The organism is Chryseobacterium sp. R2A-55 (assembly GCF_021401085.1).
Classification (GTDB): Bacteria; Bacteroidota; Bacteroidia; order Flavobacteriales; family Weeksellaceae; genus Kaistella.
The window spans coordinates 1-25360 of record NZ_JACBFP010000007.1 but is presented as its reverse complement, the minus strand read 5'-3'; the positions used below and the strand labels follow the sequence as shown (position 1 = coordinate 25360).

The following is a 25360-nucleotide window of genomic DNA, read 5'->3' as shown; positions in this document are numbered from 1 at the left end:
AAAATAGTACTTAATTAGAACTTAGAAAAAGAAGAAAAGAAAAACCCCAGCGTTTTTAGAAAAGCAAATTAATGCGTAAAGTCTATGCGCAATGATCTTTTCTCTTTTCTCTATGTTCTCAAAAACCAATAAATAATGCAAGAAACCCTAAACTACATCCAGGAAAATAAACAACGATTCGTGGATGAACTTTTTGAATTACTTAAAATTGCTTCCATTTCTGCAGATCCGGCTTATAAAAACGAAGTGTTGAAATGTGCAGATGAAGTAGCAAAACACCTGAAAAATGCGGGAGCTGACCAGGTGGAAGTCTGTCCCACGAAAGGAAACCCAATCGTTTATGGCGAGAAAATCATCAATAAGGATTTACCCACGGTTTTAGTTTACGGACATTACGATGTGCAACCGGCGGATCCGCTCGAATTGTGGACCAGTCCACCATTCGAACCAGTGATCAAGAAAACGGAACTGCATCCGGAAGGAGCGATTTTCGCCAGAGGTTCCGCAGATGACAAAGGCCAGTTTTTCATGCATTTGAAGGCATTTGAAGCAATGATGAAAACCAATGCATTGCCTTGTAATGTGAAATTCATCATCGAAGGTGAAGAAGAAGTGGGATCGGAAAATCTGGGCGTTTTCGTCAATGAGCATAAAGAAAAGCTTTCCTGTGACGTAATCTTGATTTCCGATACGCATATTTATTCCAATGATCAACCTACTGTAACTACCGGTTTGCGCGGACTGAGTTATGTGGAAGTGGAAGTGGAGGGTCCGAACCGGGATCTTCACTCCGGACTTTATGGTGGTGCAGTTCCTAATCCTATTCATGTTTTGAGCAGGATGATCGCAAAACTGATTGACGAAGACGGACATATTACCATTGATGGTTTTTATGATCATGTAGAGGTGGTTTCAGATGCAGAAAGAGTGGAAATGAACAAACTGAAAGACGACCCGGAAGGTTTCAGAAATTCAATCGGTTTGAATGGAGTGGAAGGCGAAAATGGCTACACAACTTTGGAAAGAACTTCGATCCGGCCAACTTTGGATTGCAACGGGATTTGGGGCGGATACACTGGTGAAGGGGCAAAAACCGTAATTCCTTCAAAAGCATTTGCCAAGATTTCAATGCGTCTGGTTCCGTATCAAACACCCGATGAAATCACTGAGAAGTTTACCAAATACTTCGAAAAAATTGCTCCTGCAAACGTGAAGGTGAAAGTAACTCCGCATCACGGGGGAATGCCCTATGTTTTGCCGAGCGACACCAAAGAATTTTTGGCCGCGAAAAAAGCGATGGAAACTGCTTTTGGAAAAGAGGTTCTTCCTTACAGAAGCGGCGGAAGCATTCCGATTACAGCAATGTTTGAGCAGGTTTTGGGAGCAAAATCAGTATTGATGGGATTTGGCTTGGATTCCGATGCGATCCATTCGCCAAACGAACATTATGGATTATTCAATTTCTACAAAGGAATTGAAAGTATTCCTCTGTTTTTCGAGAATTATGCAAAATAACAATAGATAAATACTTTAGAAAATGTCCCGGTTTTGGGGCATTTTTTGTAAATTTAGAACTAAAAATTTTAAAAATGGAAAACAAGGTAGCATACATTACAGGCGGAACCAAAGGTATTGGTTTTGGAGTGGCAGAAGTCTTACTGAGAAATGGGATAAAGGTCGCCGTTTCGGGAAGAAATAAAAAAGACGCCGAAAAAGCGGCAGGACGCTTATCAAATGAAGACTCCAAGGTTTTTGGAATTTCTTCTGATGTCAGAAATTTTGAAGATGAAAAAAACGCAGTTTCGGAAATCGTCAAGAAATTTGGCAGACTCGATTATGTGATTGCCAATGCCGGGGTCGGAATTTTCAGGCCGGTTGATGAATTGACCATGGAAGACTGGAACAGCATGATTGAAACCAACCTTTCAGGACTGTTTCACACAATGAAAGCCTCCGTGGAGGAACTGAAAAAATCCGAAGGCTATTTTATTTCAATTTCAAGTCTTGCCGGGACTAATTTCTTTGAAAGAGGTTCCGGTTACAACGCCTCGAAATTTGGTGCGGTAGGATTTACACAGGCGGCAATGATTGATTTAAGGAAATACGGGATCAAGGTTTCCACCATTATGCCTGGTTCCGTCTCCAGTCATTTTAATGACAATGATCCTTCGGAAAATGATTCCTGGAAAATTCAACCGGAAGACATCGGGGAACTGGTGATGGACATTATCAAAATGAATCCGAGAAGCTTACCCAGCAAGATTGAAGTGAGACCGCTGAAACCGGAGCCAAATAAATTTTAATCGCCGAGGAAGCATTCGTTTGACTTAATTATGTGTGAAATAGAAATTTATATATATACTATGCATGCATAATATATTTTTTATTTATCTTAGCAAAAACCAAACAGAAGAGCCGAATATTATGAGAAATCTTTATTTAAAAGGGTTTGATGATGAAACGAAGTGGAAATTTTTTTTCCACATTCATTAACGAAGTTGGCGCTGCGTTGGTTTTTAGGGGAAATAAACATTATTAAATATTAGAAATAAATGAAAATATTAGTTTGCATCAGTAGTGTTCCGGATACTACCTCCAAAATTAATTTCACGGCAGACAAATCTGCTTTCGACAAAAACGGAATTCAGTGGGTGATCAATCCGCTGGATGAATTTGCTTTGACAAAAGCCATTAAACTGCAGGAATCGCAAGGAGCTACCGTTACCGTGGTGAACGTGGGAGACGCTTCCACAGAACCTGTGATCAGAAAAGCATTGGCAATCGGGGCAAATGATGCGGTGAGGGTAAATGTTGAACCCAAAGACAGTTATTCCACCGCCAGGGAAATTGCGGCAATCGCTCAGAATGGCGGTTACGAATTAATTCTTTGCGGAAAAGAATCGATCGATTATAATGGCGGTTCGGTTCCGGGAATGGTTGCACAATTATTGGATCAACCTTTTGTCAATGCATGCGTTGGGTTGGAAGTGAATGGAAATGAAGCCACTGCAGTGCGGGAAATCGAAGGTGGAAAAGAAACCATCTCTGTAAGACTTCCGGCTGTGATTGCGGGTCAAAAAGGAATGGTAGATGAAAAAGATCTGATCATCCCGAATATGAGAGGAATCATGTCTGCAAGAACAAAACCACTTCAGGTACAGGAGCCTACTTCCACAGAAATTAAAGTGGAAGGTGTTTCCTATGATTCCGTTCCGGCCAGAGCCGCAGTGAAGATGGTCTCTGCAGATAATCTGGATGAACTGGTAAGATTGCTTCACGAAGAGGCGAAAGTTATATAAAATCGTGAATTCGCTTCGCTGCCAATTGATTTCGCAGTGCATAGTGAATTTTCAGTATTTTCATTTTGTAGGGACATATCCATTCCTGTCCTGATTAAAAACCTTAAACAAAACCTTAATTATGATATTCGTATACGCAGAAAATATCAACGGAGTTTACAAAAAAGCAGCTTTCGAGGCTGTTTCCTATGCAAAGTCCATTGCAGATAAAGCGGGAGATACCGTGACCGCCATTTCAGTAAACCCATCCGATTCTTCAGATTTATTGTATAAGTATGGAGCGTCAAACGTTATCCACATAAAGGATGACGGCCTTAAACAATTCAGTGCGAAAGCTTACGCAAAAGCAATCAGCGAGGTAGCAAATGGAAACATAGTGGTTTTTCCACATACAACAGATGCGTCTTCAGTGGCGCCGATGCTTGCCATTTCTACGGGAGCCTCGCTCATCACCAATGTGCTGGAAACCCCCGAAAACCTTTCTCCTTTCCAGGTGAAAAGAAGAGCATTTTCAGGAAAAGGATTCATGCATGCAAAAGCTGATGCCGCAAACGTGATTCTTACCGTTTCTCAGAATGCATTTGGAGCAAAAGAAAATCCAGTTTCCGGTTCCGAGGAAGTGAAAAATCTTTCGGTGGTCAATGATGATACGAAAGTGATTTCCCACGAACAAAGCTCCGGAAAACTTGATCTTAAAGAAGCTGAAATCGTGGTTTCTGCGGGACGTGGCATGAAAGGTCCAGAAAATTGGGGAATGATCGAAGATTTGGCCAATGTTTTGGGAGCAGCAACGGCTTGTTCCAAACCGGTTTCGGATATCGGTTGGAGACCGCACGCTGAACACGTGGGACAAACCGGGAAAGCCATTTCGCCGAACCTTTATGTAGCAGTGGGAATATCGGGCGCTATTCAGCATTTGGCAGGAGTGAATTCCTCCAAAACCATTGTGGTGATCAACAGTGATCCCGAAGCTCCTTTCTTCAAATCTGCAGATTATGGAGTGGTGGGAGACGCCTTCCAGATCATCCCCGCTTTGACCGAAAAAATCAAGGCACTGAAAGGATAACCCTGAAGAAAATCATATGCAGGCATAAAACACTGGTGGAAAATCAGTGTTTTTTTATGCAAAAAATCATTCAAAAAAAATTTCCTGATTCGAAAAATCACTAATTTTACTAGGTCTTAAAACTAACAGTTCTATCGATGTCGGAATTTATTTGGAGCATGTCCATATCGTTTCAATTGCTGTTTATCATAGTGAGTGGCGTTCTTTATCTATATTTAAAGTTCAAAAGCTTCAAATTTTATTCGTTTTACAACATTTTTTTGCTGGGGTATGTTTTAAGCAGACTGGACGCAAATTATTATGCAGCAGAAGATTTTGTGGCCACTTTTTTGGGCGGGAAAAATGCGGAGATTTTTGTGGCCATACTTTGTCTGTATATCCAGATCGGCTTTTGTAATTTCTACACGGTATTTGCACTTTACTTCCTGGATTTGCATAAGCACACAAAGAAATTTTTCGCTGCGGTCATCAATATTTTAAAAAGTCTGGCAATTGGCTTCTTTATTTTTGGGGTTTTTTCTTATTTGATCAAAGATTACTCATTTTATGTAAGCCTTTTCACATTCATCTATATTCCGGTGATGTTGGCCGTTTTCATGCCTTCAGTGTTTCTGGCCATGAAATATTCTGCGGAACATAAATATTTTTTCCTTACTGGAGCCAGTATTTTCGTGGTCTTTTCATTAATTGCTTTTGCGGGCAGCCGCATTTCTTCATTAAATATGAAAAATCCCATTATGTTTTTCTACATCGGAACGATTCTGGAGACTATTTTTTTCAGTTTGGGACTTGCTTTTAAAGTGAAAGTCTTCAATGAGGAAAGGGATAAAGTCCGCGCAGAAATCACCCGGCACAAACATCAGCAACAGATCAGCCGGTTCCAGGGCTTGCTGCAGGGTGAGGAAAGGGAGCGGAAAAGAATGGCCGAAGAACTGCATGATGGCATTGCCGGTGATCTCACTGCGATCAAGTTTCAACTTTCTACTTTCAATAAAGAGGAAGCCTCCCCGAAAAACCGGAATATCATCGAGGAAGTGTCCAAAATCATTGATAATTCCTATGAGCAAATCCGGGAAATTTCACATAACCTGTCGCCTTCTTCCATCATCAATTATGGTTTGATCTATACCCTGGAAAGTTTTTGCCAGAAGATAGAAAAGAATTTTCGAATTAGGTTTAAGTTTAATTTTTCGGGTGAAAAACCAGATTTAAGTAAAGCGGTTCAGATCCATATTTACCGAATTATCCAGGAACTGGTGAACAATATGTTGAAACATGCCCATGCAACAGAAGGAAGTTTGGATATCTTTTATGAAAAGCCAAAAATGAGGATTATTTTGGAGGATAATGGTAAAGGTTTTTCTCAGGATCCCACTTCAAAAGGGATTGGCTTAAGCAATATCGATTCCAGGATCCGGTTCCTGAACGCGAGGTTGGTCAAAGAAAATACCAAAGCTGGAACCAGGTTCATCATCGAGATCAACACCAACCTGGTCCCAGATCACAACAGCTTCTTCTAGGATACAGACCGTGGAGAAAATGGATTCCAATTTGGACGGGTATTATTCCCGATGTTTTTGCTTAATTCGGTTAAAAAAAAACAAATTTCAAATTCCGAATTTAAAAATTAAAGTATATTTGTAGTTATGGATTATAAAAGATTAATCATACGTGGAATTTCCTATAGCCAAACGCAATCCGGTGCATACGCACTCCTTTTGGAACATGAAGAAACCCAGGTGAAACTTCGCATAGTAATCGGTAATTTCGAAGCACAATCCATTTCTCTGGGTCTGGAGAAAGACATCCATCCGCCTCGTCCGCTCACCCATGATCTGTTCAGCAAATTTGTAGTTTCCGCAAACTATGAGCTTACTTCCGTAATCATTTACCAGATTGTGGATGGTGTTTTTTTCTCCAACATCAATTTTCAAAACAAAGAAACCAAAAACGAACTGATTTTGGATGCCAGAACCTCTGATGCGGTTGCGATGGCAGTGCGTTTTGATGCTCCGATCTATACCACACAGCAGGTTTTGAGCGAAGCCGGGATTCTGTTGGAACTGGAAGAAGCGGCTAAAGAGGAAGAAGCCCTGGAAATGGAAGAAAAAGAAGGCGATTTGTCTGCGCTTTCCAATGCGGAAATCCAAAAAATGCTGGATGACGCTGTTCGTGAGGAAGATTTCGATGCCGCACTTGAACTTCAAAAGGAAATCAAAAGAAGAAACAAAAAAATAGAATAATATTTTAGCAACTATATGAATTTAAAATTTAGATTGACAGTACTGTCATTTCTCCAGTTTTTCGTTTGGGGAGCGTGGCTGATCACCATCGGTGTTTACTGGTTTGGAACCAAGCAATGGGGCGGGGAAGAGTTTGGGAAAGTGTTCGCAACTTTGGGAATCGCCTCGATCTTTATGCCCGCTTTAACCGGAATTATCGCGGACCGATGGATGAATGCGGAAAGATTATACGGAATTCTGCATATTCTTTACGGGATTACTTTGTTTTTTCTTCCTTCGGTGACTTCTCCCGAAAATTTTTTTTGGGTCATGCTCATCGCAATGTTGTTTTATATGCCAACGATTTCCCTGTCGAACTCTATCGCGTATTATGTACTGAAGAATAATAATTTTGACGTGGTGAAAGAATTTCCACCGATCAGGGTTTGGGGAACAATCGGCTTTATTGTGGCGATGTGGATTACCAACCTTACCGGAAACAAAGACTCTGGTTTTCAGTTTGATATTGCGGCCGTCTTTGCCATCGTTTTGGGAATCTATGCATTTACTTTGCCTAAATGCCCGCCGCAAAACCTGATTCCAAAAGATGCAACTTTAGCTGAAAAACTCGGATTCAACGCTTTTTCTTTATTTAAAGACTACAAGATGGCGTTATTCTTCCTGTTCTCCATGTTTTTGGGTGCTGCGCTTCAGCTGACCAATATGTATGGGGATGTTTTCCTTTCCGATTTCGGTAAAATCCCGGAGTATGCCGAGAGTTTCATGGTGAAACGCTCCACGATCATCATGTCCATTTCGCAGATTTCTGAAACACTGTTTATTCTTGCGATTCCTTTCTTCTTAAAAAAATATGGAATCAAAAATGTGATGCTGATTTCAATGTTTGCGTGGGTTTTAAGGTTTGGGCTGTTCGCGTTCGGCGTTCCGGTAGGATTCGGTTTGGGACTGATTATTCTTTCCTGCATCGTCTATGGCATGGCCTTCGATTTCTTCAATATTTCAGGTTCTCTTTTTGTGGAAACCACTACTGATTACAAGATCCGATCATCTGCACAGGGTTTGTTTATGATGATGACCAACGGTTTCGGAGCGGTGATGGGAAGTTTGGTGAGTGGTTGGCTGATTCAAAAGTATTTCACCCTTCCAAACGGCGACAAAATGTGGCATGAAATCTGGCTGTTTTTTGCAACATACGCATTAGTGATTGCGATCCTATTCGCCATTATGTTCAAACACAAGCACAATCCTGAGGAATTGGCAGAAATCAAGCACTAGTTAACTTTTATAAAGCAAAACACACTTTTTATCGGGTGTGTTTTTTTTCGTAATTTGGCAAGGTTAAAATCCACAGTTTCTAATTAAATAAAATCATAATGAAAGAAGTATTCATCGTATCTGCAGCAAGAACACCCATGGGAAGTTTCCTTGGAAGTTTGGCAGGAGTTCCGGCCACAAAATTAGGTTCCACCGCAATCAAAGGCGCATTAGATAAAATCAATCTCGACCCGAATCTGGTGCAGGAGGTTTTTATGGGAAACGTTCTTCAGGCAGGAGAAGGACAGGCGCCCGCGCGGCAAGCAGCTTTGGGAGCAGGTTTGTCCAATAAGGTTCCAGCAACAACCATCAATAAGGTTTGCGCATCGGGAATGAAATCCGTGATGTTGGCCGCCAATTCCATCAAAGCAGGCGACCAGCAAATTGTCGTTGCAGGCGGAATGGAAAATATGTCATCGGTTCCTCACTACTACAACGCAAGAAATGCAACAAAATTAGGGGATGTGAAAATGCAGGACGGTATGGTTCTCGACGGTTTGACCGATGTTTACAACAAAGTCCATATGGGAGTTTGCGCCGAAAAATGCGCAGCAGAATACGGACTCACCAGAGAAGACCAGGATAATTTCGCGATAGAATCTTATAAACGTTCCGCAAAAGCCTGGAGCGAAGGAAAGTTCAAAGAAGAGGTTGTTCCCGTGGAAATCCCACAAAGAAAAGGCGAGCCAATCATTTTCAGCGAAGACGAAGAATACAAATCCGTCAACTTCGACCGCATCGGAACTTTGCCAACCGTTTTCCAGAAAGACCATGGAACCGTAACTGCTGCAAACGCCTCCACCTTAAATGACGGTGCTTCTGCGTTAATCTTGATGTCCGGGGAAAAAATGGAGGAACTCGGTTTGAAACCTGTGGCAAAAATCGTTTCCTACGCAGACGCAGCACAGGAGCCGGAATGGTTTACCACCGCCCCTTCAAAAGCGCTTCCGATTGCTTTGGAAAAAGCAAATCTCCAGATTTCAGACATCGATTTCTTTGAATTCAATGAAGCGTTTGCAGTGGTAGGTTTGGCCAACAACAAAATCCTCGGTTTGGATGCCTCCAAAGTAAACGTCAATGGTGGTGCTGTTTCACTGGGACATCCACTCGGAAGTTCAGGTTCCAGAATCATCGTAACCTTAATCAATGTCCTCAAACAAAACAACGGAAAATACGGTGCTGCCGCCATCTGCAATGGTGGAGGAGGAGCAAGTGCGATTGTCATAGAAAATATGTAGTTTCAGTTTTCATGTTTCAAGTTGATACATTAAAAATGCACGAATGTGGCTACCATTAAAAGGTTTGAGGATTTGGAAATTGGGCAAACCGCTGGAAAGCTTTGTGTTAATGTTTTTAAACCTTCCAAAAAGAGCAGTTTTAATAATGATTTCAAATTTCGAAATCAAATATTTGCATCTTCAGGTTTGGTGATGGACCCTATTGCAGAAGGTTGCGAAAGAGATAGAAACAGTGAGTTTGAGCAGTTTCCTTCCATTGCAAAAGGTTTTTGCGGAGAAACAAAATCTCAATGGTACCGTGCTTTTGATTTTGAATATATCCTTGAAAAAGATGTTAATCAGCTGCTGGAAGAATATCAGTGCCTCAGTGGAAAAATCAAAAACTTTATTGTTTATTTGCAAAATTCCGAAATTAAAGGAAACAACTTCAAATAAGAGCTGGACTCAACTTGAAACTTGAAACCAGAAACCTGAAACCAGAATTATGAAACCCGAAACATCGATTAAGAACAACCCCAGAATAATGAAAGCGTGGGCGCTTTATGATTGGGCAAATTCCGTTTATTCATTAGTAATCACTTCCACGATTTTCCCGATCTATTTCTCGATTCTCACCACCATTCGGGAGAAGAGTGAATTCGTGCAGGAAACCGGAAAATGGATCAAGGTTCCGGAACGCTACACCATCAATATTTTTGGCACGGAATATCAACCGGATGCGGTTTATGGCTATTCACTCACCATTTCTTTTCTGATTGTGGTGGTATTGTCACCGATTTTGTCATCTTTGGCAGATACAATTGGGAACAAGAAATCTTTTCTGCAGTTTTTCTGCTATCTTGGCGCGACTTCCTGTATGGGATTAGCGATGTTTACGGGCATGCAGAACGTTTTCCTGGGATTGTTGTTCAGTATTACGGCAAGTGTGGGATTTTGGGGGAGTTTGGTGTTTTACAACTCGTTCTTACCTGACATTGCGACACCGGACAAGCAGGATGCACTTTCCGCAAAAGGTTATGTTTACGGGTATATCGGTTCGGTGATTTTGGTGATTATATGTCTGGTCATGATCCAGGTCCTGGCGAAAGATGCGGAACAGGCAAAAATCTATACCCGAATTTCTTTCCTGTTGACAGGGGCATGGTGGTTTGGTTTTTCGCAATATACATTCAAACATTTGCCGCAATTCGGGAATGTGAAGGACCAGCTTCCGAAAGACTTGGTCTTGCTGAACTATAAAAATATTTTCAAAAAACATGAAGAACAGGGTGGATTCTGGGAAGTGTTGAAAGATAATGTCGCTTTCTATATTGACATTACCAGGCAAAGTTTCCGCGAATTGTTCAAGGTTGGAAATAAATTGTTCAAAGACAGAAACCTGAAATTCTTCCTTTCCAGTTTCTTCTTTTACAGTGTGGGAATGCAGACGATTTTCCTTATGGCGACGCTTTTCGGGAAAAGTGAGATCAATATGGCGCAGGAAAAACTGATTATGACACTTTTAATCATCCAGATCATTGCAATTGTAGGTGCGGTGATTTTCTCCAGGCTTTCCCGAAAGATCGGCAACAAAAATGTGATTTCAATCGCGGTTATCCTTTGGATTGTAGCGTGTTTGTCTGCGTATTATCTCAAGAAAGAAAACCCGAACGTGGAGTACCAGTTTTACGGAATAGCCGGGATCATCGGTTTGGTGATGGGCGGCTTGCAGGCAATGTCGCGTTCCACCTATTCCAAACTGCTTCCTGAAGACGGAATGGACAATACTACGTACTTCAGTTTCTACGACGTCCTCGAAAAAATTGCCATTATCTTGGGAACTTTCATCTTTGCCACCATGATTGAGAAATACCACAATATGCGTTACTCAGCATTATCAATGTCGGTGTTTTTCTTTGTGGGACTGCTTTTGATCCGGTTTGTCAAGTTGAAAGTGGTCAAGGAGAAGGAGGTGGATTAGGAATTTAAGAATGATCCTTATTTATTTTTTAAATTGGTTCTGAATTCCAATTGATGGAAACCTTAATCATCCCGTCTGATTCGTCCCTCAAGGAAAAATTGACGGATATTTTAGGACTCTTTTTTCCCCATCTGAACATGCGATTGGGAAAATCTGAATCATGGGCGAAATTTTCCGGGAAAATGTTAGAACTGAATGGCGGATATGGGAATTACGGTATTTCAGCAGAATCCATCATGAAATTTGGCGGGAATTTCCATAGAAAGGTTATCGAATAATTTTCATGTTTCATAAAAATGAAATCAAAATGTATGGGTTTTATAAATGGAAAGAGATATTGAAGATGTAATTGATTTTCCGGAATACGGAAACTTAGTTCAAACAAATTTTTCCGTATCTTTGCCCCATAAAATCAAGAGGTTAATCGAAATATGACCAATCCTTTGTTTTACGCTAAAATCCTGCTGTTCGGCGAATACGGAATCATCGAAGATTCCCAGGGTTTGACCTTGCCTTACAGTTACTACAAAGGCACGCTGAAGTTTTCGGATTTGGCGAATGATTTCGAGAAGAAGTCGAACTCATCTTTGCAGAAATATGCGGATTATCTGAAAAATCTTGAACTTACCGAAAAATTCAAACTCCATATTTCTGCGTTCCAAAATGATATCAATAATGGTCTTTTCTTCGATTCCAATATTCCGCAAGGTTATGGAGTTGGAAGTTCCGGTGCTTTGGTGGCAGCCATTTTCGAGAAATATTCGGTGAACAAGCTTCAACCGGAAACCATTTCCAAAGACGAGCTGAAAGATTTGAAAAAAGTTTTCGGCGAGATGGAAAGCTTCTTCCATGGAAAAAGTTCCGGAATTGATCCGTTGATCTGTTATATGAACCTTCCGATTCTTATTGAAAATAAAGAGAATGTGGACAAAGTTTCCATCCCGGCAAGTGCGGAGGGAAAAGGCGCGATATTCTTGATCGACTCCGGAATGACTGGTGAAACCGGACCCATGGTGCAGATTTTCTTTGAAAAAATGAAGACCGAAGGATTCAGAAAAACCTTGAAAGAAGAATTCATCCGTTATAACAACGCATGCATCGACGCATTCCTGAAAAAAGAAATGAATCCGCTGTTCAGAAACCTGAAAAACCTTTCGGTTTGGGCATACGAACATTTCAAGCCGATGATCCCGGAAAGCATCGTCAATATATGGAAAGATGGCCTCGATACGAACGCCTATTACCTTAAACTCTGCGGAAGCGGCGGCGGCGGTTATATTTTGGGCTTCACCAGAGATTACCAGAAAGCCGAAAAAATGCTGGAAGGTTTCAACAAGGAAGTGATTTACCGATTCTAACAATTTAAGTCGAATCAACTTTATTCATTATTTAATTTGTTCGGCTTAAAAATGAAAAATCCCATGGTTTACAGAATTTCGCAATTTGTTGGTTTCCTGTTGGGAGCCAGAGTTTTTGTGGCGGTTCTGCTCACTTTCGCGCTGTATGTTTCCACGTTTTTCCTTTTTAACCAGGAGGAAAGTCTCCGGAATTTTGTGTTTGATTTCCGGGTTCATGGAATTATTTTTTGTGCGGTGCTTAGCATTTTGGCGGGCGGAATTATCAACCAGTTTTACGACAGGGAAAAAGACCGGATCACCAAACCGTTCCGAACAAGACTTCAAACCTTCCTGCAGCAGAAATATTTCCTCTACGCCTATCTGCTGCTGAATACGGTTTCACTCACTATAGCATTTTTGATTTCGACCCGGGTTTTCTTCTTTTTCCTGATCTACCAGTTTGTGATGTGGTTTTACAGCCATAAGCTGAGTAAGATTTTGATGGTAAACAATTTCACTTTTGTGAGTTTAACGCTTTATCCTTTTTTCGGAATGTTGGTCTATTACCAGACTTTTTCCATGAAAGTCTTTCTGATGGCAGTTTTTCTGTTTCTGATGCTTTTAATCATCGACATCATCAAAGATACTTTGACAAAAAATGTAGATAGGGTCTTCGGTTATACCACAATCCCCAATTTCTTTAGCAGGAAAGTAACTCGGTTGATGGTGATCTCGCTGCTCATTTTGGCGCAGATAATTTCGGCGTTAATCGTTACCGAAAAGGGTTTGCACAGTATCCTGAGTTATTATTTTGCCGCCAGTATTTTCGTGCAGATTCTTTCAGTGTATCTGATTCTCCATCAAACGAAATATTCCAAATTCTTTAATCTGAATATTTTGCGGATCTGGATGCTGGTAGGAATTTTTGCGATGTTAGCAGATGGAATCCAACAGAAATATGAATTAAGAAATACGAATTACGAATTGCGATCCCGATAACTATCGGACGGAATTACGAGATCTGACTTCCGAAAGGAAGATGGGAAATACCTATGATTAATGAAAGAGCTAAATTTTGAATGGCGGGTGAACTCTTTGGAAAAACATCTTTCAGGTATTTTCAATGCGTACGTCAAATTACCTGTTTCCAATTTCGTACTTCGCAATTCCTAAAACCCTATCTTTGCAAAAAATTTTCAGAAAATGAGCCGAGACCAAGAAAAACCTAAAAGACCGAGAATAACTTCTTCCAGACCAGCAAGACCAACCGGTGGAAGTTCGCGAACTGCTTCCTCTCGACCAAAAAAATCTGAAGATTCAGAGGAAACCAAGCCATCCAAATCCAAAAGAGAACCAAGACTGTTGTCCCAATCTGAAGCAAAGACTTTCGAGAGATCAATTGAAAGAACGGCAAGAAAACCAGCCGGGAAAAGAACCGGCAAATCTTTTGATACCCGGGATAAATACGAAAAAGGCGACCGAAAATTCGGGCCGAAAAAACCATTCAATAAATTTGACGATAAAAACGAGGACCGCGCAAAATCTTTTGTTCAAAGGAGAAAACTGAATAAGATTGACAAGGATTTGCACAAAGACACGATTCGTCTGAACAAGTACATCGCCAATTCCGGAATCTGTTCCAGAAGAGAAGCCGATGAGTTAATCACCCAGGGATTGGTCCAGGTGAATGGAGTAGTGATCACCGAAATGGGGTACCAGGTTCAGAAAACAGATAAAGTGGTTTTTGACGGACAGGGAATTACCCCCGAAAAACCGGTTTACGTTTTGCTGAATAAGCCGAAAGGTTATATTTCTACCACGAAAGATGAAAAAGCCAGAAAAACAGTGATGGACTTGGTGGCAAACGCTTCACCATACAGACTTTTTCCAGTGGGAAGACTAGATAGAACCACCACCGGTGTCATCCTTTTGACCAACGATGGACATTTGACCAAAAAGTTGACGCATCCATCGTTTAATATGAAGAAAATCTACCATGTCACTTTGGATAGAAAACTCGACAGAGCCGATCTCAACGCTATTGCAGAAGGTATCCGACTTGAAGAGGGAGTTGCCGAAGTGGATCATATCTCCTATATCGACGGGAAACCTAAGAATGAAGTGGGCATCGAAATCCACATCGGTTGGAATCGTGTGGTGAGAAGAATTTTCCAGAAGTTGGGTTATGAAGTGGAAGCGCTCGATCGGGTGATGTTCGCGGGATTGACCAAAAAGAACGTAAAACGTGGCTATTGGAGAATTCTGACCGAATTGGAAGTGAACAATTTGAAGATGCTCTAAAAATCGCTGAGTTTAAAAACAAAATTTCCCGCCTGTGCAGCGGGAAATTTCAATTAATACTAAAAAACTAAACTATGAAAAATTTGAAATCACTTATTAAGCCACTTCTCTTCTGAACTTTATTCTTTTTGCTGATTCCGATGCCACTACAAGACCTGCTCCCATCATAATCACATCCTTCACAACCAGTCTTCCTGCTGCCGATAAGTACGGGAATCCGAAATCAGGACCACCCAAATTCGGGACCCAGGTTTCCGGAGTGGTAATCAGGAAACTCAGCGTAACGATGGACATTCCAAAAGTTAAAATTCCACCCCATATACCGATTTTCGGAAACCAGATTCCGAGCAGAACCAAAATTCCCAAAACCACAATCACGGTGCCCAAACCATAAGAGAAAACGTAAGTTCCGTTGGCTTTATGCCATTGGATATTTTCGGGAATCACTTCACCTTCCTTGTTTTTGTGCAGTTTGTAATTGTCTACATCGCTTACCTTACTCTTGAGCATGAAGCTCATGAACGGCGAGTTGGCCACAAACGGAATAATGCCGTCCGCTTCGTATTGAAAGGCTTTTAAACCGCCGATCCACGCCATGACGATGAATATTCCGATTCTTAAAAAATTGATGAATGGTCTCTGTAAACCTGCTAAAAGATCAATGATTTTTTCCATAATACTTAAAAAACATTGCAGCAAAAAATTGTTCTGCAAATGGAAGCAGTTTTTTTACTTTTTGGATTTTCCTTCAAACTGCTTTGCAAAAGTAATGCGGTTCAGCCTCAAATAGAATGGAAAAAACTTCCTGTTTCATAGACAGAAATGGATTTTTTAGCTGGGTTCAGATTTATGGATAAATGTTTATTGTAATCTCGGAAAAAACATCAAAGATCCGCAACAATTGAAATTCCGCCCTCTTCGCGAAATTTGGTTGGCGAAATTCCCGTGTATTTTTTAAAGTATTTGCTGAAATAGAATTCATCTTCAAAATGGAGTTCTGCTGCGATTTCCTTAATGGATTTTCTGGTCAGATGAATCTGTTTTTTTGCTTCCAGAATGACCCGTTCCTGAATGATTTGCGATGGAGTTTTATGGAATTCCGCTTTTATTTTCTTGCTTAATGTATTTGGTGAAATATGAAGCAAACCGGCATAAAAGGCTGGGCTTTTTTCTCTGCTGTAATACGTTTCTACTAAACTTTGAAAGGTTTTCAGTTGAGCCAAATCCTGCTGAACCAGATTGGTTTTAGGCAATAATTTGCTTTTCTCTTTGCTCGAAATCGCTAAAATCAGTTGGAGGTATGATCTCAATACGGCGCCCGAAAATTCTTCCGCAGGATCTGTTTCTTTAATTTTGGAAAAATATTCCGAAATTTCATCATACGTTTTTGTGTTTAAATTAAGGTGCGGGAAATGGTAGATGTTGTTGAAAAGAAGTCCGTTACAGGCAACTTCCTTTTTATGGTATTCGATGCAGTAAAAGTCGCCATGGAAACTTAAGTTCTGAATGGAAATATGATGATCCGGCAGAATCTGGATGTTTTGAAAAGGGGACGTGAAGAAAACCGTTTTACCTTCAAATGCAAATTCCACAAAATCAACTTTTATTTTTCCTTTTCCTTCAAAGAGAAAAATGTGGTAAAACTCATCGCTGAAATCGTTTTGAAAATCAATTGATTCTTGTTGGCTGAGAGAAAAAAGCGTTTTCATATCCACAAATTTAAAATAAATAAAACTTCCCGAATTTCAGCATCTCTGATTCGGGAAGTATCATTAAACTTCTCTCGCATTCATGCAAGCTCTGCAACATCCGGTTGCAATACCGATATCTTGGAAATACTTTCTTCTATTTCCTCTGAACTCAGCTGATGTTCTGCCAGATTCCCATTCTGGAAATCGGAATAAGCCATCATGTCCACAAAACCATGTCCGCTTAAATTAAAAAGAATGGTTTTTGATTTTCCTTCCTTTTTTGCCAGTTCCACTTCCCGCAAAACCTGTGCTATGGCGTGATTGCTTTCCGGAGCGGGAATAATTCCTTCGTATTTTGCAAACAGGCTTCCTGCCTCAAAACACTCGATTTGCGGAATCGCACTCGCTTCAATAATTCCATCCTTCAAAAGTCGCGAACACAAAACACTTGCGCCGTGATAGCGCAATCCACCTGCGTGAATCGATGCCGGTTCGAAATGATGTCCTAAAGTGAACATCGGTAAAAGCGGCGTATAACCTTGCGTATCGCCGAAATCATACATGAATTTCCCTTTCGTCAGTTTCGGGCACGAACTCGGTTCCACTGCAACGCATCTCACTTCCTTCCTTCCCTGAAGTTTTTCCCTTAAGAACGGAAAAGAAATTCCCGCGAAATTGGAACCACCTCCTAAAGGCGCAACAATTACATCTGGGTAATCTTCCGCGATTTCAAACTGCTTTAGTGCTTCTTCGCCGATAATGGTTTGATGGAGCAGAACGTGATTTAATACGGATCCTAAAGAGTATTTGGTGTTCTCCTCCTGCACCGCCATTTCCACCGCTTCAGAAATTGCCATTCCCAAACTTCCGTTGCTGTCAGGATTTTCTGCGAGAAAATTTCTCCCCGCCTGAGTTCTGTCACTCGGTGATGGGTACACATTCGCACCAAAAGTATTCATCATGATTTTGCGGTAAGGTTTCTGGTTGAAACTGGATTTCACCATATACACATCGCACTCGATTCCGTATTGTGCACACGCAAAACTCAGTGCCGTTCCCCATTGTCCGGCTCCTGTTTCTGTGGTGATTTTCTTTACCCCGGCTTTCGCGTTATAATACGCCTGAGGAATTGCGGTGTTGGGTTTGTGGGATCCGCTCGGACTTCCGCCTTCGTATTTGTAGTAGATTTTGCAGTCTGTTCCGAGTGCCTTTTCCAGTTCAAATGCCCTGATCAAAGGGGATGGACGGTAGATTTTGTACTTTTCCTGAACTTCTTCCGGAATCTCAATGAATCGTTCATGCGAAACTTCCTGTTTGATGAGTTCATCGGGGAAAAGTGGCGAAAGCATTTCTGGACTGATGGGTTCTTTGGTTCCGGGATGAAGTGGCGGAAGGGGTTTGTTTTCCATATCTGCCACAATGTTATACCAGAATTTCGGGAGGTCCTTTTCTTCAAGGATGAATTTTTTAATCTTCATTTTTTTAATGATTTTAATGGTTAAGGAATTATATTTATTGAAATTTTATTTGCGGAAAAGACACAAAAAAACCGCCTGCAAATACAGACGGTTGGTACAAAATATTGTAATATTCTTTTAAAAGTTCAATTCATCAGATCATACAATAAGGGTGCAAATCGCCTGTAGAAAACGATTGCCACCACCAGTTGTTATTTGAGAATTGCTTCATGAATTGCTTGATTGTTCTGCAAAAATAGAAATTATTTTTGATTGGCAAATTTATTTTGATGAAATTATTTTTGATATGGACAGAATGAAAGGAATGTTTTTTGATGGTTTCTTATCAAAATTAATGTGATGGTAGTGGAAAAAAATAAATCCCAGGAAAGACAACTCGAGAATATGAATTATCCTCCCGGTGAAGATATTTTCAGCCAGGAAGAACGTGTTTCCATCGATGGAGACGGCGTTCCGGAAACCGCAGAAACACCAGTTACCAAAAATTTGGATGATGGATTGGATGTTCCCGGTTCCGAATTAGACGATGAACAGGAACAGATTGGTGAGGAGGATGAGGAAAACAATTACTGGAGTTTGGGTGGTGAAAATCATGAGAACCTGGAAGAGCCCGAAAATCAATCTGCCAAAAAAAACCGCTTCAAAATGCATTGAAGCGGTAAAATTTTATATATCGGAGAGGGATTTAGGGTAATTTTTAAATCCCGTTAATAATCGTATCCAGAGTAATACTTGGGCGCATCGCTGCATAGGTTTTGTTGGAATCCGGTTTGTAATATCCGCCGATATCCTGTGGTTTTCCCTGTGCACCGATTAACTCGGAATTGATTTTTTCTTCGTTTTCCTGCATTGCTGCTGCGATGGGTTTGAATTTTTCTGCAATTTCAGCATCTGCAGTTTGCTTGGCCAAAGCATCTGCCCAATACATCGCCAAATAGAAGTGCGAACCTCGGTTGTCGATGCCGCCCACTTTTCTTGCCGGAGATTTGTCAGTCGCTAAGAATTTCGCATTCGCCTCGTCCAAAGCATCGGAAAGCACTTTCGCTTTTGGATTATGCTGCGTTTGAGCCAAATGCTCCAAACTGGCCTGCAAAGCAAGGAATTCACCTAAGGAATCCCATCTCAGATATCCTTCATGGATGAATTGCTCGATATGTTTCGGTGCGGAACCACCCGCGCCGGTTTCAAACAATCCGCCGCCATTCATCAAAGGTACGATGGAAAGCATTTTCGCGGAGGTTCCCAGTTCCAGAATCGGGAACATGTCGGTCAAATAATCCCGCAACACATTTCCGGAAACCGAAATCGTGTCTTTTCCTTCGCGTGCTCTTTTCAGGGTTTCGAGCATTGCGTCTTTCACGTCCATAATTCTGATGTCGAGTCCGGTCAAATCATAATCTTTCAGATATTTTTCAACTTTCTTAATGATTTGCGCATCGTGTGCTCTACCTTTATCCAACCAGAAAATAGCCGGTGTATCTGAAAGTTTTGCCCTGTTTACTGCGAGTTTCACCCAATCCTGAATCGGAGCGTCTTTCACTTGGCACATTCTGAAAATATCGTCCCGCTCTACTTTTTGTTGAAGCAGGGTTGCTCCGTTTTCGTTCTCCACTTTCACGGTTCCTTCTGCAGAAACCTGGAAAGTCTTGTCGTGAGAACCGTATTCTTCGGCTTTTTGAGCCATTAAACCAACGTTCGGAACCGAGCCGAAAGTTCTTGGATCGATGGCGCCGTTTTTTTTCATATCATCCACGATGGCTTCATAGAAACCGGCATATGTTCGGTCCGGAATGATGCAAACCGTGTCTTCCTCTTTTCCTTCTTTGTTCCACATTTTGCCGCCACCACGAACGAGCGCAGCCATGGAGGCATCCACGATCACATCAGAAGAAACGTGGAAATTAGTAATTCCCTGGTCAGAATTCACCATCGCGATTCTGGGTCCGTTTTCCATTGCACGCTCCAGGTCGGCTTTGATTTCTGCCTCTTTCGGTGTTCCTGCAATTTTTTCGTAAAGAGTGGCCAATCCGAAGTTGGGATTGATGTCCAGTTCCTTGAAGGTATCTTTATATTTTTCAAAAACGTCTTTGAAATAAGTTTCCACCACTGCACCGAAAATAATCGGGTCAGAAATCTTCATCATCGTTGCTTTTAAATGGGCGGAAAGAAGTACGTTTTTCTCTTTCGCCTCATTTATTGCACTTTGTACAAATGACTTCAGCGCTTTCATGTTCATCACCGATGAGTCGATGATTTCCCCTGCTTTCAAAGGAGCATAATCTTTCAGAACTTTTTCAGAACCGTCATTTCCATAGAAAACGATCCGGAATTTACCTTCATGTTCCACCGTCATTGAATTTTCGGTACCATAAAAATCACCGTGATCCATGTGCGCCACTGAAGTTTTGGAGTCTGCGTTCCAAATTCCCATTTTGTGTGGATTTGCTTTTGCGTAATCTTTCACGGATTTCGGGGCGCGCCGATCTGAGTTTCCTTCTCTCAATACTGGATTCACTGCGCTTCCCAGAACTTTTGAATATTTTTGGTTGATCGCTTTTTCCTCCTCATTTTTTGGTTCTGCCGGATAATCCGGCAATGCGTAACCTTTGGATTGCAACTCGGCAATGGCTTCTTCCAATTGTGGTACAGAAGCTGAAATATTCGGCAATTTGATGATGTTTGCTTCAGGTTTCGTGGCCAGTTCACCCAATTCCGTTAATGCATCCGGAACTTTTTGGTCATCGCTTAAATATTCAGGGAAGTTCGCCAAAATCCTTCCCGCCAGTGAAATATCCGGAACCTGGATTTCGATATCTGCGGAATGGGTAAACGCTTTCACGATGGGTAAAAACGAATGGGTAGCAAGCATTGGCGCTTCGTCCGTCAATGTGTAGTAAATTTTTGCCTGTGACATTATTGAGATTTTTTATTCAGAATTATGGTTGACAAATTTAGTGAAAATTTAGGTGTTTACGGTAATGCACAGTTGATTTCAGTGTCTCGGGGTATGATTTTTCGATTTTTGGGAGGTAAGGTGATCCCATGAAAAATGGAAAGCATTTGCAAAGAAAAAAACCCCGCCGTGGCGAGGTCCCTTCTCAATTGGAGTATTCGTGGATACTGGTTTTTTTAGTTGCTCGTTAATAGTTTTTTACCCAATTTGCTGTTGATTTTTTGAATTTTTAGCAAAGCAAAATTAGAACATACATTATTTCTAAAATTGTAAAAATGGGAACTCGGGAATAGATTGCGGTTGGATGAGTGAAAAACAGAATAATAAAAAAATCACCACAGAAGATAAGCACTGGAGTTCCGCAGGAAATCAGGTTATTTGAATAGCCAGATGGTTTCCTGTTCGGTATCTACTTTTTTGAAAAAAGTGGCAGGATTGATTTTTGTTAATGCTTTGAAATCCTTGATGAAGTGCGATTGGTCGTGATAAGCGTTGATGTAGGTAAGATCGGTGAGGTTTCTGGCCTTTTTGTATTCCTGCAGTGCTTTTCTGAATCGGCAAATTTTGCGGTATTCAGAAGTTGATTTTCCCATATATTTATGAAAAAGTTTGTTTAGATATCGTCTGGTAATTTGGTTTTTATGTGCGATTTCCTCAATTTTCATGGTGCTTTCCACATCATTTAGAATCGTGCAGATCATTCCCAGATCAGGATCTGCAAATTGTGAAATCCAGTATTCTTCGATCATATCCCTTTGTTTTTCCCGATTGGTTTCGGCGAAAACCGACCTCATAAAATCGGCATAATTTTCCTGCGGCCAAAACTCACCGTTTTCCATTTGCGAAAAGTTCAGGTTTGGAATAAAATAATGGATTCCCAGCGGCTTGAAGACCACCGTGACTTCATTCACAAGTTGCTCATAAGAAATTTCAAGTGGCACGTTGTAGCTGAATACAAGCCGCGAATTAATCTTTTTTTCTGCGGAGGGTTTGATGTGTAACTTATGATTCAGGTATTCCACATCACTGTCTTCTTTCACAGAGTGGATGCTCCAGTTGTTGGGGAAGGTCAGGTATTTGGTAGGTTCCGAGTCCCGTTTCTTGGCAATGAAATAATATCCGTTCATGTATTTTTGCAGGATCTCATTTTTTGGGATGTAAAAATCTGCTATCATTCTTGTTGACTGGTTTTCAATACCCTAATTTACAAAAAAGAATTAAAAGTAAGTTCTTTTTTCCACGCAGTTTTCGATGATGTTTTTAAAGGTTTTGGTGAGGTATGGTGTACTATGCTGCTTAAAATGTCATCCGGGAGCAACACAGTTTGGAAACCTGAGGTAAGAACTTAAAGTTGTGCAGCAGCTGCATTGGGTATAAACTGCAAGTTGCATCAACGTGCTCCTGGAACGAGCTTTTTTTAATCATTTGTGTTTTTAGGCAGACAGGGATTGATGGGATTAGAAACCCGGACCAATTCCTGTTAATTCCAGGCTGTAAATTTTGTTAAAATTTTGTTACCATACAATACCCTTTTTGAGGTATTTGTTAAGAAAAATTTATTACTTTTACCCCATTCATGTTAAAAACCGATACAAAGTTCATATTTTATGTCAAAAAATCAACACCTGCTCATTAAAGTTTGGAATACCCATCCGGGATTCTTGAAGAGCGAAAGCCAAGTTTATCGGTCGCCTTCCATCGACAAAATCATGGCAGAGATTTTTTCTGTGGGCGAATACTATCATTATACGATTCACCTGCCCGACAGCAGCCTTAGCAATCATCACCCGAACCTCGGAAAAATGCACGGATTTGAAGCTCCGCCGCAGAATCTGGGCGATATCATCGAGCTGGTGCATCCTGACGATATAAATTTTGTGCAGGAAGCAGAACTGATGACCGTGGAAAAGATGAAGGAAATAGGCTTCGAGCACATGATGCATCTGAAATCCAGTTACTGTTTCCGCATGCGGATGGCTTCCGGAGCTTATGAGATGTTTCACCACCAGTCAATACCGACCGTGAGGTCGGAAGAAGGGGAGTTTTTGGAAGCCGTAAACATTCATACCCATATCCATCACCTGGCTCCCAAAAATAATTACCATGTGGTGGTTTCCGGCATCGGTGAAAGAAATGATTTTCACAAGATGCAGTGGCCTCCAAATTTAGAACTTCATTCAAAACCGCATGGGCTTTCCAGACGTGAAACAGAAATCATCGCACTTTTGGCCAAGGGTTTCAACACCATGCAAATCTCGGAGAGGCTTTGTATTTCTATCCATACCGTGCGAACCCACCGGAAAAACATTCTTCAAAAAACCAAATGCAGAAACTCTTCGGAACTCATAGGAAAAGCCTTTGAGGGCGGATATTTGTAGAATGTCCGCGATTGGGAAATCCACCCATCAATTGAAGGTTCTGGTATTTTGGTCCAACTCCAGTTCCGGAGTTTCCTGCGGGATTCAAAAGGCTTTTTTCTCGCATCCAAATTCAGTAAATTCTTGTCTTTCACACAAAACGAAAGTTTAGTTATTGTCAGCAGAAACGTAAACACTCAAACTTTGGTGGATTTGGAGATTACGCCAAAACAAAGAGAAGAATATCTTGGAAAAATTGTTTTGGAGGATTATTCTGAAGGTCCACTTGAAAATGATCAGTACGGTACTGAACCGATGTGGGTTTTCGGTAAAATAATCAATGCAAAGGAAATATACATAAAAATTACAATCACAGAATTGAATGTAATATGTATCTCTTTCCATACCTCACAATATCCTATGAATTATCCATTTAAGTGAGAAAATTATGAAAAGTTCTTTTACAGGAAAAGAAATGAAACTTATCAGTGAGATACAAACAGTAAGTTTCAAAAAACAGCAAATCGAGTACGTACATCGAACTTTTTTATGCGAAGAATCTGGTGAGAAATTTACCACTACCGAATTGGATGAGTTGAATCTTAAGCAGATTCAAAATGTGTACAGGGAATTGAATAATATTCCTTTTCCTGATGAGATTAGAAATTTAAGATCAAAATATGGTATTTCTGCTGCCAAAATGAGCGATCTTTTTGGTTTTGGTCCCAACCAATATACATTGTATGAAAATGGGGAAATACCTAGTTCGTCGAATGCAAAGGCCTTAAATCTTGCTTTGGATCCGCTTGTGTTTAAGAAAATGCTGGAGGAAAACAAAGACTTGTTCAAAGATAAAGAATATTTAAATCTTCATGCTAAGGTCATGCAGGAAATGTCTTTTGACCCTTGGGATATTCTTGAGGATTATTTAATGGGAGAAAGCAAGCCGGATAGTTTTTCAGGTTTTAAAATACCTGATTATGAAAAGTTGGCTAATATGGTTGTTTTTTTTGCTAAAGAGATTGAGCCTCAAAAGACAGCAATGAATAAAGATTTGTTGAACTAAACCTCCGGTAGCTTTTCCCATTCGCCGTTTTAGTAATTTTGTTTTTTTTAACAATCAAAACATTACTATGGCTACAAAAAAAAATCTACTGAGGATTTAAGAACGAACAAATTCCTCAACCGTGCTTCGAGCGAAGTTAACGGTTTTGCCGAACTCCTGCAACGCTTTGAAAGAAATATTTCCATCCTGGGCAGAAGCAAACGCACCTTTGATAATTACTCGCGGCATGTCGCAGCCATGGCGCTGCACTTCAAAACGCTGCCCACCGAACTGGATCCCGAACAGGTCAAAGATTACCTTTTTGAACTCCAGCAGCGTTCCAAAACACCTTCCCAGTCGTACTTCAAACATACCGTTTACGGACTCCGCTTTCTGCTGAAAACAGAAGGTCTGCCCTATAGTTTTCTGCATCTTCCCTCCATTGCTAAAGTGAACAAACTTCCTGTGATCCTGAGCCGCGAAGAGATCTGGCGCATGCTTCAAACCGCCGAACTCCTGAAACATAAACTGCTCATCGGACTGATCTACGGCTGCGGACTGCGCTGCATGGAAGTCCGGAATATCAAACTTCAGCACCTGGATTTTGACCGGAAGATGCTGCATATCGTTCAGGGTAAAGGTAGCAAGGACCGCTATGTACCTTTGTCGGAGCATTTAATCAGAGGCTTAAAAACCTTTATTAAAGTTGAAAATCCGGTTCAGTATTTATTCAACGGAAATCAAAACAGGAATATTGAAGAAATTGACCAGCCGGGTGCTGGAAGACCGGATTTCGATTCCCGCTACAGCCAGCGCGGCGTTCAGTGGGTCATCAAAACCATTTCCAAAAAAGCCGGCATCACCAAAGACGTTCACACCCATACTTTGCGACACAGCTACGCCACACATCTGCTGGAAGACGGCATTCCGATCATCATGGTACAAAAACTTCTGGGTCATGAAAGAATTGAATCGACCATGGAATATTTGCATGTCTGTCAGCTGTCGGATCAGAAACCGCACAGTCCTTTGGATACCGTGTTTGCTTTATGCCGCAAAAATGGAAACCCGAACTAAG

The 25360-nt window shown here is 41.0% G+C and carries 25 protein-coding genes; 19 read left to right on the top strand and 6 right to left on the bottom strand.

What is annotated here, in order from left to right:
• Positions 1-135 precede the first annotated feature (135 nt).
• The 14 genes from L0951_RS08860 to L0951_RS08795 all read left to right on the top strand — a co-directional run bounded on the left by L0951_RS08860 (position 136) and on the right by L0951_RS08795 (position 14758).
• Positions 136-1515, top strand: coding sequence for a dipeptidase (locus L0951_RS08860; RefSeq protein ID WP_234110872.1), 1380 nt, complete (start codon positions 136-138; stop codon positions 1513-1515).
• A gap of 74 nt (positions 1516-1589) precedes the next feature.
• On the top strand, positions 1590-2303 hold the full coding sequence (locus L0951_RS08855; protein WP_234110871.1) for an SDR family oxidoreductase: 714 nt from the start codon (positions 1590-1592) through the stop codon (positions 2301-2303).
• A 249-nt stretch (positions 2304-2552) separates the two neighbouring features.
• The gene (locus L0951_RS08850) at positions 2553-3299 is read left to right on the top strand and encodes an electron transfer flavoprotein subunit beta/FixA family protein (protein WP_234110870.1); all 747 of its coding nucleotides are present in this window, start codon (positions 2553-2555) and stop codon (positions 3297-3299) included.
• Between the two features lie 118 nt (positions 3300-3417).
• Positions 3418-4365: an electron transfer flavoprotein subunit alpha/FixB family protein gene (locus L0951_RS08845; protein WP_234110985.1), complete on the top strand. Its 948-nt coding sequence runs from the start codon at positions 3418-3420 to the stop codon at positions 4363-4365.
• A 137-nt stretch (positions 4366-4502) separates the two neighbouring features.
• Complete coding sequence (locus tag L0951_RS08840; protein WP_262908477.1) at positions 4503-5885, top strand: sensor histidine kinase; 1383 nt, start codon at positions 4503-4505, stop codon at positions 5883-5885.
• Positions 5886-6011: 126 nt separating this feature from the next.
• Positions 6012-6608: a bifunctional nuclease family protein gene (locus L0951_RS08835; protein ID WP_234110869.1), complete on the top strand. Its 597-nt coding sequence runs from the start codon at positions 6012-6014 to the stop codon at positions 6606-6608.
• Between the two features lie 15 nt (positions 6609-6623).
• A complete protein-coding gene (locus L0951_RS08830) occupies positions 6624-7883 on the top strand; it encodes a nucleoside permease (protein ID WP_234110868.1) in 1260 nt (419 codons plus the stop codon).
• Between the two features lie 98 nt (positions 7884-7981).
• Positions 7982-9160 (top strand): acetyl-CoA C-acyltransferase, encoded by a 1179-nt coding sequence (locus L0951_RS08825; RefSeq protein WP_234110867.1) that lies wholly within the window; start codon positions 7982-7984, stop codon positions 9158-9160.
• A gap of 45 nt (positions 9161-9205) precedes the next feature.
• Positions 9206-9595, top strand: coding sequence for a four helix bundle protein (locus L0951_RS08820; protein WP_234110866.1), 390 nt, complete (start codon positions 9206-9208; stop codon positions 9593-9595).
• A 49-nt stretch (positions 9596-9644) separates the two neighbouring features.
• Entirely contained in the window at positions 9645-11120 is a 1476-nt protein-coding gene (locus L0951_RS08815) for an MFS transporter (RefSeq protein ID WP_234110865.1), read from the top strand.
• A gap of 53 nt (positions 11121-11173) precedes the next feature.
• Positions 11174-11398 (top strand): hypothetical protein, encoded by a 225-nt coding sequence (locus tag L0951_RS08810; RefSeq protein ID WP_234110864.1) that lies wholly within the window; start codon positions 11174-11176, stop codon positions 11396-11398.
• 153 nt (positions 11399-11551) lie between these two features.
• Positions 11552-12478, top strand: a complete 927-nt coding sequence (locus tag L0951_RS08805) for a mevalonate kinase (protein ID WP_234110863.1) — start codon at positions 11552-11554, stop codon at positions 12476-12478.
• A gap of 51 nt (positions 12479-12529) precedes the next feature.
• Positions 12530-13456, top strand: a complete 927-nt coding sequence (locus tag L0951_RS08800) for a UbiA family prenyltransferase (RefSeq protein ID WP_234110862.1) — start codon at positions 12530-12532, stop codon at positions 13454-13456.
• Between the two features lie 204 nt (positions 13457-13660).
• Complete coding sequence (locus tag L0951_RS08795; protein WP_234110861.1) at positions 13661-14758, top strand: pseudouridine synthase; 1098 nt, start codon at positions 13661-13663, stop codon at positions 14756-14758.
• 96 nt (positions 14759-14854) lie between these two features.
• Here the strand turns inward: L0951_RS08795 and L0951_RS08790 are convergent, their stop codons facing one another.
• From L0951_RS08790 to L0951_RS08780, 3 genes are all read right to left on the bottom strand, one after another.
• Positions 14855-15433, bottom strand: coding sequence for a DUF417 family protein (locus L0951_RS08790; protein WP_234110860.1), 579 nt, complete (start codon positions 15431-15433; stop codon positions 14855-14857).
• Between the two features lie 209 nt (positions 15434-15642).
• Positions 15643-16467: an AraC family transcriptional regulator gene (locus tag L0951_RS08785; RefSeq protein ID WP_234110859.1), complete on the bottom strand. Its 825-nt coding sequence runs from the start codon at positions 16465-16467 to the stop codon at positions 15643-15645.
• A gap of 80 nt (positions 16468-16547) precedes the next feature.
• Positions 16548-17927 carry a TrpB-like pyridoxal phosphate-dependent enzyme gene (locus L0951_RS08780; protein WP_234110858.1) on the bottom strand — a complete coding sequence of 460 codons (1380 nt, stop codon included), beginning with the start codon at positions 17925-17927 and terminating at the stop codon, positions 16548-16550.
• A gap of 345 nt (positions 17928-18272) precedes the next feature.
• Between L0951_RS08780 and L0951_RS08775 the strand changes: the two genes are divergently transcribed.
• Entirely contained in the window at positions 18273-18581 is a 309-nt protein-coding gene (locus tag L0951_RS08775) for a hypothetical protein (RefSeq protein ID WP_410686314.1), read from the top strand.
• A gap of 43 nt (positions 18582-18624) precedes the next feature.
• On the opposite strand, the gene L0951_RS08770 is transcribed toward L0951_RS08775, so the two are convergent.
• Positions 18625-20841, bottom strand: a complete 2217-nt coding sequence (locus tag L0951_RS08770; protein WP_234110856.1) for an NADP-dependent isocitrate dehydrogenase — start codon at positions 20839-20841, stop codon at positions 18625-18627.
• A 413-nt stretch (positions 20842-21254) separates the two neighbouring features.
• Complete coding sequence (locus L0951_RS08765) at positions 21255-22055, bottom strand: helix-turn-helix domain-containing protein (RefSeq protein ID WP_234110855.1); 801 nt, start codon at positions 22053-22055, stop codon at positions 21255-21257.
• Between the two features lie 432 nt (positions 22056-22487).
• Here L0951_RS08765 and L0951_RS08760 point away from each other — a divergent pair, with 432 nt between their 5' ends.
• The 3 genes from L0951_RS08760 (at position 22488) to L0951_RS08750 (ending at position 24303) form a co-directional block, all read left to right on the top strand.
• Positions 22488-23258, top strand: coding sequence for a response regulator transcription factor (locus tag L0951_RS08760; protein WP_234110854.1), 771 nt, complete (start codon positions 22488-22490; stop codon positions 23256-23258).
• A gap of 123 nt (positions 23259-23381) precedes the next feature.
• A complete protein-coding gene (locus L0951_RS08755) occupies positions 23382-23678 on the top strand; it encodes a hypothetical protein (protein ID WP_234110853.1) in 297 nt (98 codons plus the stop codon).
• 7 nt (positions 23679-23685) lie between these two features.
• Complete coding sequence (locus L0951_RS08750; RefSeq protein ID WP_234110852.1) at positions 23686-24303, top strand: type II TA system antitoxin MqsA family protein; 618 nt, start codon at positions 23686-23688, stop codon at positions 24301-24303.
• Positions 24304-24399: 96 nt separating this feature from the next.
• Here the strand turns inward: L0951_RS08750 and L0951_RS13710 are convergent, their stop codons facing one another.
• Positions 24400-24531: a hypothetical protein gene (locus tag L0951_RS13710; protein ID WP_262908476.1), complete on the bottom strand. Its 132-nt coding sequence runs from the start codon at positions 24529-24531 to the stop codon at positions 24400-24402.
• On the opposite strand from L0951_RS13710, the gene L0951_RS08745 reads away from it, so the two are divergent.
• Positions 24481-25359 carry a tyrosine-type recombinase/integrase gene (locus tag L0951_RS08745; protein ID WP_234110983.1) on the top strand — a complete coding sequence of 293 codons (879 nt, stop codon included), beginning with the start codon at positions 24481-24483 and terminating at the stop codon, positions 25357-25359. The genes L0951_RS13710 and L0951_RS08745 overlap by 51 nt on opposite strands.
• The last annotated feature ends 1 nt before the right edge of the window (position 25360 follow it).